12 protein-coding genes and 1 tRNA gene are annotated in these 13,795 nt (G+C 53.2%); 10 read left to right on the forward strand and 3 right to left on the reverse strand.

Going from position 1 to position 13,795, the window contains the following annotated elements; genetic code table 11:
• Positions 1-135: 135 nt before the first annotated feature.
• From NQU42_RS04640 to NQU42_RS04655, 4 genes are all read left to right on the forward strand, one after another.
• On the forward strand, positions 136-1,434 hold the full coding sequence (locus NQU42_RS04640; RefSeq protein ID WP_296609455.1) for a tryptophan--tRNA ligase: 1,299 nt from the start codon (positions 136-138) through the stop codon (positions 1,432-1,434).
• Between the two features lie 361 nt (positions 1,435-1,795).
• Entirely contained in the window at positions 1,796-2,485 is a 690-nt protein-coding gene (locus NQU42_RS04645) for an ATPase domain-containing protein (protein ID WP_296609456.1), read from the forward strand.
• Positions 2,486-2,488: 3 nt separating this feature from the next.
• The gene (locus NQU42_RS04650; protein WP_296609457.1) at positions 2,489-2,701 is read left to right on the forward strand and encodes a hypothetical protein; all 213 of its coding nucleotides are present in this window, start codon (positions 2,489-2,491) and stop codon (positions 2,699-2,701) included.
• On the forward strand, positions 2,698-5,817 hold the full coding sequence (locus tag NQU42_RS04655; protein WP_296609459.1) for a DUF835 domain-containing protein: 3,120 nt from the start codon (positions 2,698-2,700) through the stop codon (positions 5,815-5,817). Before NQU42_RS04650 ends, NQU42_RS04655 begins: the two co-directional genes overlap by 4 nt.
• 1,099 nt (positions 5,818-6,916) lie before the next feature.
• On the opposite strand, the gene NQU42_RS04660 is transcribed toward NQU42_RS04655, so the two are convergent.
• Both NQU42_RS04660 and NQU42_RS04665 read right to left on the reverse strand, forming a co-directional pair.
• Positions 6,917-7,001 (reverse strand) — tRNA-Leu (locus NQU42_RS04660).
• A 94-nt stretch (positions 7,002-7,095) separates the two neighbouring features.
• Positions 7,096-7,233: a hypothetical protein gene (locus NQU42_RS04665; RefSeq protein WP_296609461.1), complete on the reverse strand. Its 138-nt coding sequence runs from the start codon at positions 7,231-7,233 to the stop codon at positions 7,096-7,098.
• 120 nt (positions 7,234-7,353) lie between these two features.
• Here NQU42_RS04665 and NQU42_RS04670 point away from each other — a divergent pair, with 120 nt between their 5' ends.
• The 6 genes from NQU42_RS04670 to gatB all read left to right on the forward strand — a co-directional run bounded on the left by NQU42_RS04670 (position 7,354) and on the right by gatB (position 12,182).
• A complete protein-coding gene (locus NQU42_RS04670) occupies positions 7,354-7,851 on the forward strand; it encodes a 50S ribosomal protein L16 (protein WP_296609462.1) in 498 nt (165 codons plus the stop codon).
• Positions 7,852-7,864: 13 nt separating this feature from the next.
• Entirely contained in the window at positions 7,865-8,491 is a 627-nt protein-coding gene (locus tag NQU42_RS04675) for a translation initiation factor IF-2 subunit beta (protein ID WP_296609464.1), read from the forward strand.
• Positions 8,488-8,721 (forward strand): hypothetical protein, encoded by a 234-nt coding sequence (locus NQU42_RS04680; protein ID WP_296609465.1) that lies wholly within the window; start codon positions 8,488-8,490, stop codon positions 8,719-8,721. The genes NQU42_RS04675 and NQU42_RS04680 overlap by 4 nt, the downstream gene beginning before the upstream one ends.
• A gap of 343 nt (positions 8,722-9,064) precedes the next feature.
• Positions 9,065-9,346: an Asp-tRNA(Asn)/Glu-tRNA(Gln) amidotransferase subunit GatC gene (gene gatC, locus NQU42_RS04685; protein WP_296609467.1), complete on the forward strand. Its 282-nt coding sequence runs from the start codon at positions 9,065-9,067 to the stop codon at positions 9,344-9,346.
• A gap of 2 nt (positions 9,347-9,348) precedes the next feature.
• The gene (gatA, locus tag NQU42_RS04690; RefSeq protein ID WP_296609468.1) at positions 9,349-10,764 is read left to right on the forward strand and encodes an Asp-tRNA(Asn)/Glu-tRNA(Gln) amidotransferase subunit GatA; all 1,416 of its coding nucleotides are present in this window, start codon (positions 9,349-9,351) and stop codon (positions 10,762-10,764) included.
• A complete protein-coding gene (gatB, locus tag NQU42_RS04695; RefSeq protein WP_296609470.1) occupies positions 10,764-12,182 on the forward strand; it encodes an Asp-tRNA(Asn)/Glu-tRNA(Gln) amidotransferase subunit GatB in 1,419 nt (472 codons plus the stop codon). Before gatA ends, gatB begins: the two co-directional genes overlap by 1 nt.
• 45 nt (positions 12,183-12,227) lie before the next feature.
• Here the strand turns inward: gatB and NQU42_RS04700 are convergent, their stop codons facing one another.
• Entirely contained in the window at positions 12,228-13,607 is a 1,380-nt protein-coding gene (locus NQU42_RS04700; RefSeq protein ID WP_296609471.1) for a PQQ-dependent sugar dehydrogenase, read from the reverse strand.
• Between the last annotated feature and the right edge of the window lie 188 nt (positions 13,608-13,795).

Raw genomic sequence — 13,795 nt, forward strand, 5'->3', positions numbered from 1 at the left:
TTATTGGTATTCATCTCCGATTGACGCAGCCAGGCAGGAGTTTTATGTCAAATAAGATCCGGTGCAGTCGTCCTTCAACCGCATCGTGCCCAGAAGAGATAACTTAAATATACGTCCGAATCATTGCCCCCAGCCATGGAAGTGAAGCTGGATCCCTGGGGCTCATCTCAGATCGAAGATTACTCAAAGCTTTTCGAGGAGTTTGGAATCTCGCGATTCGAGGAGATCCTGCCTGAGATCGACGATCCGCATCCCTACATGAGAAGGCGCATCATATTCGGGCACAGAGATTATGATATCGTTCTCAGGGCGATGAAGGAGCGCAGGCCGTTTGCGGTCATGAGCGGCTTCATGCCCAGCGGCAGAGCGCACTTCGGCCACATGATGGTGATGAACGAGATCATATGGCACCAGAGGCACGGCGCGGATGCATTCGTGGCCATCGCAAACATGGAGGCGCATGCAGTGCGCGGGATCAGCTGGCAGAGGTGCAGGGAGCTCGGGATAAACGATTACATCCTGAGCCTCATAGCGCTCGGCTTCGAGCCCACCGGCCACATATACTTCCAGTCGGAGAACTACAGGATGAGGGATCTCGCATTCGAATTAGCTGCAGAGACGAACTTCTCAGAGGTGAGTGCGATCTACGGTTTCTCCGGAGAGACATCCATCGGCCACATGGAGAGCGTGATGGCCCAGGGCGCGGATATACTCCATCCGCAGCTTCCAGACTACGGAGGTCCGAAGCCTGTTGTTGTTCCTGTGGGATCTGACCAGGACGCGCACATGCGGCTGACTCGAGATCTCGCATACAGGATGCGAAAATTTCTGGTCGAGCAGAGGGAGGGATACATAAGCATCCGGGGGAAGGCGGCAGGCCCGGATCTCATCACAGCGGCTGCAGATGCTCTGATCGATGCGGGATACAGGATCAGGCAGTACTCAGAGCACATAGATCTCTTCGATGGCGACAGCGCTGAGAGGATCGATGAGATCATAAGAGAGGTCGAGGTGAAGAACGGCGAGTTCGGCTTCATCCCCCCGGCATCGATATACCACAGGTTCATGACCGGACTGACAGGCGGAAAGATGTCGTCCAGCCGGCCGGAGAGCCACATAGCTCTGACAGAGGATCCTGAGGAGGCCGCGAGCAAGATCATGAAGGCGATAACCGGAGGGAAGCAATCTCTGGCCGAGCAGCGACGCTATGGTGGAGAGCCTGAGAGATGTGCTGTCTACGAATTTCTGCTCTTCCACCTCGCAGAGGATGACAGGGAGCTGGAGGAGCTGTACGAGGAGTGCAGGAGCGGCAGGCAGATGTGCGGCACCTGCAAGAAGAATGCAGCAGCCAGGATCAGAGAGTTCCTGAGAGAGCATCAGAGCGCCCGCAGGGATGCAATTCACAGGCTGCAGGAGTTCGGTCTGAAGCCTTGATCTCAGCCATCCCTCTGGATCGTGCTGCAGGCTCTTCGCGGGGATACAAGCCCAGCTAGATCCTGCCCCAGTACCAATTGACTCTATCTCCTCTGTCAGGTATCTGAACTGAGATCATCAGCGCCCATTTCTCGGGTTCATGGATATCCCCCGCCAGAGGCCGTCGATTCCCTATGTCTCATACAATCTCCTTCAGGTCATGATCCACCGAATCAGGGAATGAATGGCAGCACTTTTGCACCCTATTTGACACCTCCCATCTTTTCCTGATCTCCTGCAGATTCTCTTCACAGACAAAAGAGAAATAATAAAAGAGGTTAATTGATCAGTTAGGATTCAGGCTTTCATGCTCCGCCATTGAATGGGGGCGGTTGGGACGGGACACATAGAGAAGATGCCCACGGGTATCCCGGGGCTGGACGAAATGCTGGAAGGGGGGATACCGGTACCTTCCAGCGTTCTTATCTCAGGGGAGACAGGCAGCGGAAAGACGACTCTCTGCATGCAGTACCTCTTCAAGGGAGCGGAGCTTGGTGAGCGCGGGATATACTTCATGGCGCTCAGCGAGCCTGCCGAGCTGATGCTGAGGTTCATCTCCACCTACGAGTTCGTGGATCACAGGCATTTCGGCACCCTGATAAGATACGTTGATCTGGGGGAGGTCATAGAGAGGGGTGATGAGGACGAGATCCTGGAGCTGATGGATCGCGAGGTCAGGAGCTTTCAGCCCAGAAGAATAGTCATAGACTCACTCCCCTTCCTCAAGACGGTGTTGAAGGATAACTACAGCAGATTTCTCTTCAGGCTGGGCGCCATGATGAAGAGCTGGAAGGGCGTGGTTCTGATAACAGCCGAGTCCAGATCGAGCACTCCCTACCCACAGGATATCGCCTGCATAACAGATGGGGTGATAATACTCTACAACATGGAGATAGGCAGGACCAGGCGGCGATCCCTGGAGATCCTCAAGATGATGGGTACATCTCACCGCGCTGGAAAGCATGCTCTTGATATATCGTCAAAGGGCATAACTGTTTACCCGGGACTGTAGGCCATGACCATATCGACGAAGGGACTCTTCGAGCAGATCGAGCTCTGGGTGCTTGCGTTTGTACTAGCTGTGGCTCTATTCAACTGGCCGATCCTCTCGATACCCAGCCCCACCGAGAAGATTTTCGGATTTCCAGAACGGCTCATCTATATATTTGTGGCCTGGATACTTGTGATACTCTGCGCATACATCTTCGACAGGAGGGGTGCGAGATGAGCGCACCGATTTTTGCATTCGCCCTGCTGGTCTCATACCTCCTCCTGCTGAGCCTGGTGGCATACTATGCAGACAGGCAGAGGCAGGCCGGCAGGAGCATAGTCTCAAATCCATATGTCTATGCGTTATCCCTGGCGGTATACTGCACAGCATGGACATTCTATGGAAGCATCGGGAGAGCTGCGACAAGCGGGCTGGAGTTTCTCACGATATACATAGGCCCGACATTTTTGATGCTACTCGGATGGGTGATGATACGCAAGATCGTCCGCATATCAAAGGAGTACCGTCTCACATCTGTCAGCGATTTCATAAGCTTCAGGTACGGCAGAAGCTACGCCATAGGAGCAATAGTGACTATTGTGAGCCTGATGGTCGTCATACCGTATGTCGCACTCCAGCTCATAGCCATATCCAGCTCGATACAGATAATAAGCGGCGGAGAGACTTTCTGGGGCACAAAGCTTGTCGTGGCAGTCCTGCTCGGCATATTCGCAATAATCTTCGGAGCGCGACACCTCGATCCGATGGAAAGACACGAGGGGCTTGTAGCAGCGGTCGCATTTGAGTCCATAGTCAAGCTGACCGCGTTCGTCGCAGCGGGAGCATACATAACCTGGGGCATCTTCGGTGGTTACTCTGAGATAATAGATCGTGTGCTGTCCACGGAGGAGTTCGCCCATCTCATAACAATAGAGTATACCTCCTGGTTCACCCTCACGCTGATATCTTTCTTCGCGGCGTTTCTTCTCCCGAGGCAGTTTCATGTCATGGTTGTCGAGAACTCTGATGAGTCTCACATAAGAAAGGCCATGTGGTTGTTTCCCCTGTATCTGCTTCTGATAAATCTCTTCGTTCCAGCGATAGCTGGAGCCGGCCTGATCCTGAATGTACCCGGGGTCAAGGATATGTTCGTTATAGAGATCCCGTACTCAATGGGCAACATACCTCTCGCTGTGCTCGTCTTCATAGGAGGCGCATCTGCAGCCACTGCGATGGTGCTCGTCGACAGCGTCGCAGTTGGCCATATGATGCTGAATGAGCTCGAGCTGCCGCATCTCATGAGATACATAGGCAAGGGCAGGGGTCTCCCGGGTCTTCTGCTCAATGCCAAGCGCATCAACATACTTCTCGTGGTGATCCTCGGCTACCTCTACTCCAGGGCTGTCGAGTACCAGAGCCTGGTGGATATCGGCCTCATATCCTTCGTGGCTGCGAGCCAGATGGGTCCGGTTGTGATAGGTGGTCTGTACTGGAGGAAGGGCAGCAGGGAGGGTGCGATCGCAGGTATGAGCGCTGGCTTCGTGCTATGGGTGTACACAGCATTGATCCCGACAATGGTCAAGGCTGGCTGGCTATCGCGCTCGATTCTGGACGAAGGCCCATTCGGTATACAAGCACTCAGACCGACGAACCTCTTTGGCGTGGATCTGGACCCATGGACGAACTCTGTCTTCTGGAGTCTTCTTATTAACGTGAGCCTTTATGTGCTAATCTCTTTGATGAGCAGCCAGACGCCTGAGGAGAGGGTCGAGGCAGAGGGATTTGTCGAGATATTCAGCGAGAGGAGGGGTGCGATTCCGATCGAGCGGCCGGCAATAAGGTTGGGGACTGTTGATGAGGTCGAGTCGATGCTGGCCAGATACATCGGGGCGGAGAAGGCCAGGCTTCTGATAGACGCGGATCTTGCAAGGCTTGGCGTCTCCAGGGATAGGGTTGATGCCAGGCACCTCCTGGATCTCTGGGATCATGCGGAGAGGATCCTCACAGGCTCGCTGGGGACCTCCACAACAAGGATCATCGTTGAGGAGCAGACCATACCAAGGCCGGTGGTCGAGAGAAAGGGGGAGGTCCCGCCGAAGTTCAGGCTCGAGCCCGGCAGGATATATTTTTCGGCGGAGAGGGCATACGAGATCTTCACAGATCAGGTGACGCATGGCTTTGAGGGGCTCTGTGTTACACACAGACATCCAGATGAGGTCAGGAGCAGGTTCGGGCTCACAGAGACGCCGATTATATGGCTCAATCCCAAAAAGGAGGGGCGAGAGAAGCATATCTCCCCTGCGAACCTGCCGCTCTTATTTCTCACAATAAAGACGTTCGTCGAGTCCAGCAAAAACAGCGTGATACTTCTTGATAGTCTGGAGCATCTTGTGAGTGTAAATGAGAATGTCACACAGGAAGAGGATATGCTGGACTTTGTCAATCAGCTGGAGGGTCTCGTTCGCAGGACCGGCACGAGGCTGCTCCTGGCTGATTCCTCGGATTTCGTGGGCTTCTGCGGTGTATCCAAGACGGAGCCGGTCGATGTGAAGGGGCTGATATTCACCGCAGGCCCGCTGCCATCCTATCTTCTCAGGGTGTTCATACTTGCCATAATTGCAAGCACAAGATCTCCTGAAGCTGCCATGGATATCGCAAACTCGGTTCTCAGGGAGCAATCGGGCATCTCTGAGGAGACATCATGCGACCCTGACATGCGTGGCAGGGGTCTGATCGAGATCGATACCAGGTGCAAGATCACCAGGAGGCATTTCTTCACGATAATCAGGCGGATATCCGCGGGCGTGAGCAGGATCGATCCTGGCTTCGATGCTGCAAAGGTCCTCAGACCCCTCATCGACAAGTTCGGCTTCAGCATATACGAGCTGGTCCTCAACCCGGGCACAACATATGCGATAGAGGAGGATAAGCCTGCTCGCTGCTTTGAGATATTCAGCGAGCTGATTCACGCAGGCCTAGATGGTTTGTCCATATCGAGGTACAACCCTGAGACCCTGCGCGAGAAGTACGGAATCTCGCCTGAGTGGGTCATATGGCTGACGCAGAAGACAGAGGAGGGCAAGTTCAGATCTGTGGATCCCACGAACTTCCCCAGGCTCAGCTCGATGATATCGGATTTCCTGAGGAGAGCGGAGTATCCGGTGATACTCCTGGAGGGCATAGGCTATCTGATCACGCAGAGCAACTACGAGACCGTTCTCAGATTCATACAGTCGCAGAGGGATGAGGTATCCCTGCGAGGAGCGGTGATGCTCGTGCATATAGATCCTCTCTCCCTGGACACTAAGGAGCTGCACAGGCTTGAGGGCGAGATGGAGCAGCTGAAGCTTTGAATCTCTCTATAGGAAGTGACTTCCTCCCCGCCATGAAGTGCGGGGCTTCCTGCGTTTCGACCTGTTGTCGAAGCCCTTCGACGTCAAGTCGAAGGCTTCGTAGATCTGGTTATCCAGTATTACCCCTCTCCAACATAGCATTTTTTTAAAATACATAAATTCCAGTTATCTTTGGATTTTGTTTCTTATTTTCGACTAAATTTCAGATAAAGTTTGTGGTATCATTTATTTTATTTATTAGATGGTTAAATGATACTTTAAAGTAATTTGGATGCTTAATATATACTAAAAAAGGAAAATATTGAGAATAAACATGAGATCTACGTTAATATTCGATACTAAGCATCCGAAATGGATGATAGCCATTAAAATACTTCAAATTATCGGTTCAGCACGTGAACCTGTCCGAATAACACTATCACCCCTCGCGAAGTTATAGTAAAAGATAAACATTTTATATAAGTTGTTCCAGCATTCTATAGCTCTTGTCCATCTCAGGCTTCCGGTTTTATGCGTTTGAAGTTCACAGTTATTGAGCAGAAGAATATTTTTGCCCGTTGCTTGAACGAGGAGAATACAGATTCCACGAGGCTTCGATCCCCAAATGATTCGTATCTGACTTTTACGAAGTCGGCAGAGTGCGTCTCTGTACCATGGACCCTCTTAGATGAATTATTTTATTTCTTTCAAGATCATTTGCAGCAAAAAAGTAACATTTCCTACCATTATATTTCAGAATAGTTTCGTCTACACCGAACCTCACTATGCCAAGCGACTTTACATTCTCGGGTTTATAATCAAGAGACTCCTTGAACCGTGTGATCCAGTAATGTACACTCGACTTGCCCACACCAAGAACTGACGCCGTCCTCCTCACACTGGATGAGACCATATAATATCGCGAAAAGCTTGATTTCTAAAGGCACCTTATTCCTGCTGAAGAGGGGTATGCTGGATAACACAGAAATCAAAGATGTAGATGTCATCGCCTCTTTAAATTTCATTGAAGTAACCTTATACTCGGCTCTGGCTTTTATCTTATTCGGACAGGTCCCACAAGAGAAAAGTAAACTTCATTTATTTCTTACCGGCAAATAAATGCGGGGGAAGGGATTTGAACCCTTGAACTCCTGCGAGAATAGATCTTGAGTCTATCACCGTTGGCCTGGCTTGGTTACCCCCGCGTTCTGTATTCAGTAGCGGATTCGATCCATATAAGGATTTCTGGTACCGCTGCCAGCGCGCAGCTCTGATCACGCCTGAAGAGCCATTCTCCCATCAGCAGCAGCGTTTCAGCTCCAGTAGCCTGTCGATCTCACGCTTGTAGCACTTCTCGCATATCCTTCTCGGCCCGAGCTCTCTGTGCATGACCTTGAGGAGGTGCACTCCATCAGCGCCGCAAATCTCGCATCTCATATGCCACGCTCTGAGCTGGCTGGCTCTTATTGTTGACGCCAGAAGCGCACCTCGGATACTAAGACTTATAAACTAGTGGATGGCAGGTAGCAGGTATCAAGCTCATCGGAGGAGTGTTATTTGACGCGAAAACCAGGAAGCATGTACAGAAGGATCGAGCGGCCTTACACCCGCAGGGAGTACATAGGAGGCGTCCCTGGAAGCAAGGTCGTTCACTATGACATGGGGAATCTCACCGCAGAATTCCCTGTGAAGCTATCTCTTGTGGTGAGAGAACCATGCCAGATCAGGCACACTGCACTTGAGGCGGCAAGGGTTGCTGCAAACCGTTATCTCCTTAAAACACTTGGAAGGAACGATTTCCATCTTAAGCTGAGGGTCTACCCTCACCATGTCATAAGGGAGAACAAGCAGGCTACAGGCGCAGGCGCTGACCGAGTCTCCAGCGGTATGCGTCGCGCATTCGGGAAGCCTGTCGGCACAGCGGCCCAGGTTTACCCCGGACAGCGGATATTCACGCTGGGTGTGCACCCTGAGCATATCGAGGAGGCCAAGACGGCTCTGCGAAGGGCTGGACACAAGCTGCCCTCGCCGGTCCAGATCATCGTAGGCTCCTGAATGGTGACCAGGCTTGGAGGACTATCTAGCTGGACTCGAGCGGGCGATGAGGTCCATGCCCGCCACCAAGGGCACGAAGGAACGCTTCCAGATCCCCGTGCCCAAGATCTTCTACGAGGGCAAGACTACGGTGCTCGACAACTTCGCATCCATAGCGGATGCTTTAAACAGGGATCCTGATCACCTGATGAAGTTCCTTCTCCAGGAGCTCGGCACCGCAGGAAAGATCGAGGGGCACCGTGGCATCTTCCAGGGCAAGTTCACAGAGCAGGCGATCCAGAACCAGATCGAGGCCTATGTGGATGAATATGTGATATGCTCAGAGTGCAAGCTCCCTGACACACATCTCATAAAGAGCGATCGAGTTCTCATGCTGAAATGCGACGCTTGCGGAGCCCACAGGCCGGTCAGGAAGCGGAAGGCCAGGGCGGTTGTGGCCAAGGACGTCATAGAGGAGGGCGAGACCTACGAGCTCAGAATCGAGTCTGTGGGGAGCAAGGGCGATGGCATAGCCAAGGTGGACAAGTACCTGATCTTTGTGCCGAACACATCTAAGGGCGAGATCGTCAAGGCGAAGGTGAAGAAGATAAGCGGAACTCTTGCTTTTGCGGAGATCGTTGAGCGGAAGGGCAAGGCATGAGTGATAAGAGGATACAGCTGAGCTTTACAGACAGGCATAAATACAGGATGGAGTTCGAACCTGCTGAGTTCTGGAGGCCTCTGGCGGATGTGTATGAAGGGGTCGAGTGGTCCATAGGCGATGACAGCATCTCTGTGGTTGCAGAGAACTACTCGTACCTACTGGATCTGCTGGTTCATGCCAGGCAGTTCTACCTCAGGTCGATGCCGTTTGAGGAGCGATTTCGTTAGGATCGCATCAGAAGCAGACGACCCGGATCTTCTGACGCTACTGCCAGAGCGGTTCCTGGCAGGCCTGTGCAGTGGTAAGATGCCAAAGCCCCAGCGGCCCATCTCTTCAGAGCCGATGGCGCATTTCCCGCCTGCATTCAGTCGGCCTGTCAGGCTGCGCTTCATAAAACCCCTGGGATGGCAGGGTAGCGTAAGCTCTGGTCTTCAGGCCGGAGTTGCTGACGTGTTTTTCCACTGAAGACTGCGCCTAGAATAAACTCGGGCCCGGCGGGATAGGTATATTACCCAGCAGATTCACAAGCCGGCATGGCCTGTGGTCTTACACTTCATATGTGGGGATACCATGATCACCATCAAGGATGTCGAGCACATAAGCTGGCTTGCCAGCATCAGGATCTCTGATGAGGAGCGGGAGGAGCTTGTTGCGCAGTTCAACACCATCCTGGAGTACTTCCAGCAGATGGATGAGGTTGATACTGAGGGCGTGGAGCCGACATACAGGGTTGTCGATCTGGCGAACGTCTTCAGGGATGATCTGCCCAGGGAGTCGCTCTCTCAGGAGGACGCCCTGAGAAACGCGCCCAGAAGGGAAGAAGGATACTTCAGGAGTCCGAGGATAGTGTGATCATGCTCACCCAACTTAAAGAAGAGATCTTATCCGGATCCGCTGAGGAATATCTTCACAAAATCTTCGAGAGGATAGAGCGCAGCAGGCTGAACGCGTTCACAACGCTTGCGAGGGAGAGCGCCCTGGAAGCGGCAAGGGAGTTCGATGCCAGGCCCTGGAAGGGCGCGCTCGCTGGGATTCCGATCGCGATCAAGGACAACATCTGCACAAAGGGAATAGAGACAACATGCAGCTCCCGGATTCTCAGAGGATTCGTCCCGCCATATGATGCGCATGTCATAGAGCGACTCAAGGCAGAGGGCGCCATAATAATGGGAAAGACGAACATGGATGAGTTTGCCATGGGTACATCGACGGAGACAAGCTGTTTCGGCCCCACGAGGAACCCGTGGGATCTGGAGAGGGTGCCCGGCGGCTCTAGCGGGGGATCCGCGGCTGCCGTGGCTGCCGGCGAGGCTCCGTGTGCTCTGGGATCGGACACTGGCGGATCTGTCAGATGTCCAGCCTCATTCTGCGGCATCGTTGGGCTGAAGCCAACATACGGGCTGGTCTCACGCTACGGGCTGATCGCATACGCGAACTCGCTCGAGCAGATAGGCCCGCTCACAAAGACCGTGGAGGATGCGGCTCTTCTCCTCGATGTCATAGGTGGCCACGATCCGAGGGATTCCACATCTGTTGCATCTGAAAAGAACTATCTCAACAGCATCTTTGGGGATGTCAGAGGCACACGCATCGGCGTGCCACAGGAGTACTTCGGCGAGGGAGTCGATCCTGGAGTTGAAAGGGCAGTTTGGGACGCGATATCAGTTCTGGAAGGTCTTGGTGCGAGCTGGAAGATGATCAGCCTGCCGCACACGAAGTACGCGCTTCCAGCGTATTACATAATAGCGATGTCTGAGGCATCCTCAAATCTTGCCAGATTTGATGGATTGAGGTATGGGTTGAGGGTCGGCGAGGACAGGGACTGGCATACGACCTTCTCTGAGATAAGGGCAATGGGGTTCGGGAAGGAGACCAAACGCAGGATCCTGCTTGGTACGTATGCTCTCTCTGCCGGGTATTACGGGAGATACTACCTGAAGGCTCTGAAGGTCAGAACTCTGATAAGAAGGGACTTCGAGCATGCGCTGAAGGAGGTCGATATAATCGCATCCCCCACGATGCCATTCCCTGCGTTCAGGATCGGGGAGAGGATAACAGATCCGCTCTCTCTTTACATGTCAGATGTCTTCACAGTGCCCATAAACCTGGCAGGAATTCCAGCGATATCCCTGCCATGCGGATTCTCGGATGGCCTTCCTGTGGGGCTGCAGCTCATGTCAAGGCCGTTTGAGGAGGGGCTCCTGCTCAGGGTCGCGAATGCCTACGAGAAAGCCACTCCGTACCATCTGAGATCCCCTGAGGTGGTCTGATGGACGACGTGATTATCGGGCTGGAGATTCACGTCCAGCTCAACAAGCTCAGATCCAAGATGTTCTGCGGGTGCTCCACCAGCTACCACGACGCTCCACCAAATACGCACACATGTCCGGTATGTCTCGGCCTCCCGGGGTCGCTCCCCGTTCTGAACAGAAGGGCCGTGGAGTTCGGGATAAAGGTCGCCCTGGCGCTTAACTGCAGAATAGCAGAGGAGACGATGTTCTACAGGAAGAACTACTACTACCCGGACCTTCCGAAGGGTTTCCAGATAAGCCAGTACGATTATCCGCTGGCAACCGGCGGGCACGTCCTCATCAAAGGCGATGACGGGCAGGAGCGGAGAATAAGGATAACCAGAGTCCATATGGAGGAGGACCCGGGGAGACTGGTACACGCAGGCACCATCGATAAAGCGAAGTATACGCTGGTCGACTACAACCGCTGCGGAATGCCGCTTCTCGAGGTCGTCACAGAGCCAGATCTCAGATCTCCCAAGGAGGCCAGGCTCTTTCTGGACAAGCTCAGAACGATCTTGGAGTACCTGGACGTCTTCGATGGCAACCTGGAGGGCGCTCTGAGGGTGGACTCGAACGTATCGCTTGCAGGCGGGGACAGGGTTGAGGTGAAGAACATCTCAAGCCACAAGGGCGTCGAGAAGGCGTTATCTTATGAGATAACCAGACAGAGGAACCTGAAGCGCAGAGGCATAGAGGTGGTCCAGGAGACCAGGCACTACGACGAGCTTCGCGGCGTGACAGTATCGATAAGAACAAAGGAGGAGGCTCACGACTACAGATACTTCCCGGAGATGGATCTCGTTCCTCTCAGGATCGCCGACTGGGTTCCCAGGATAAAGGCTGAGCTTCCAGAGCTGCCGGATGCGAAGAGGGAGAGGTTCAGGGAGCAGTACGGCATAACCGATGATCACGCGAAGTCGCTGACATCTGAGATAAAGGTCGCCGACTTCTACGAGTGGGTTGCTGCTCGATCCGATCCGAAGCTCGCTGCTGTATGGATCGCCGATGTACTCAAAGGGGAGCTGAACTACAGGGATCTGACGATAGATAGCTTCAGCAGAGATCACATGCTCGAGATAGTGAGAATGCTATCCGAGAGGGAGATCACAGATGAGATCGCGGTCACTCTTATAAGAACCATACTCGACAGGGGTGGCTCGCCGAGGGAGATCGCCGAGAGCATGGGCCTGAAGAGAGCGGATGATGATTATGTCGTTCAGGCTGTCAGGGAGGCGGTTGCCGATTCACAGGAGGCGGTGAGGGACTACCTCAGCGGCAACGCCAGAGCGATAAACTACATCGTCGGCCAGGTGATGAAGAGGACGAAGGGCCGGGCGGATCCGTCGGTCGCCCACAGGCTTGTGAAGGAGGAGATCGAGCGGCAGTCGTCCTGATCAGCTCGCCCTTCGAGATAAAATATTTTAAACACATCCTGTAAATTAGATCATATAGATCACCTGTGCCAGTCGCGATATCCACGAATGCCCAGGGACACTGGCTTCTGTGAAGTAGATCCTATAGACAACCTGTGCCAGGTCATCTGAGACCAGGAGCGATCCGTCCTTTGCTACCTCTACATCTACCGGTCTTCCCCACGCGATCCCGTTCTCGAGCCATCCCTCTGCAAAGATCTCATGGCCGATGGCAGTGTTGTTATCTATCCTCACTGCAGCCACGCGGTATCCTATCGGTGTGTCCCTGTTCCAGGATCCGTGCTCTGCTATGAAGACACAGTTCTGGTACTCAGATGGGAACATAGAGCTGGTGTAGAACCTCATGCCCAGCGGTGCGACGTGCGGTCCAAGACACCATGCAGGGGGTACCTTTTCATGGCAAACATAGCTCTCATCTGATCCGAGGTCAGGGTCAGGAATGCTTCCAGAGTGGCAGTAAGGGAATCCGAAGTCAAGTCCTGGAACCGGGGCGTGGTTCAGCTCGTCCGAGGGCACGTCGTTACCCAGCTCATCGCGGCCGTTGTCCGTGAACCATAGCTCGCCTGTACGCGGGTCCCAGTCCATGCCGACCGAGTTTCTGACTCCGCGTGCATAGACCTCCATTCCTGTGCCGTCTGGATTCATTCTTACGATTGTGGCATTCAGGGGATCATCGTGAGTGCAGACGTTGCAGTTAGCGCCCATGGCAATGTATAGCTTGCCGTCAGGTCCAAACCTGATGTACCTCCAGCCATGCAGGATGTAGTACGGCAGCTCCTTGACAACTGCAGGTTCTGGTGGGCTGTCAAGCCTGGACTCGATACCGTCGTACCGAAGTATCCGGTCTATCTCTGCGACATAGAGTGCCCCGTCGTGGAAGGCAACACCATTTGGATTTTTGAGCATATCAACGATCCGTATCTCCCCAGGCTCTGCCTTACCATTTCCGTTTTCGTCCTTGATAGCATAGACTGGAGAGAGCTCACCGGAGTCCAAAAGCTCAAAGGGCTGTCTTGTGCCGATAAAGAGTGTACCGTTCGGGCTCATTGTCATGGACCGAGGATATGTAAGGTTCTCGGCATAGATTTCGATCTTGAATCCAGGTGGGAGCTTTATCTTGTCCAGAGGAAGGGATGATGCTGACTGGATTGCGAGTCTCTTCTCTGCAACCGTGATCTCTGCGGACCTGCTGCCGGCGATAACACATGTAGCCTTAGCTGCGATCACATCACCCGCAGTAGCGTTCAGCTGGTAGCTCCTTGTGAATGTGGCCAGAGTAGGCTGGGATGTATAGTCCTCTGATAGAATCTTCTGTCCGTTCTTGAACAGATCGACCGTCTTGATGTAGTGTCTTGCTGGATCTGATACTGTGTGGGTTATTGTCACATTCAGGGTGCTGTTACCCTGGTCGTAGCTAAGAGAAACGCTCGAAGGAGGATGGGGCAGCGGGGTTCATTAAAAGGAGCAGAGCTAGGACCACAGCAAGAAAGCCGGATTTGAGGGTGCTAGAGTTTTGCATATCTTTATCACCTTTTTAAGAATATCAATTACATTCTCATTGGTATAAACATTCT

It is taken from the genome of Methanothrix sp., from assembly GCF_024518575.1.
Lineage (GTDB): Archaea > Halobacteriota > Methanosarcinia > Methanotrichales > Methanotrichaceae > Methanothrix_B.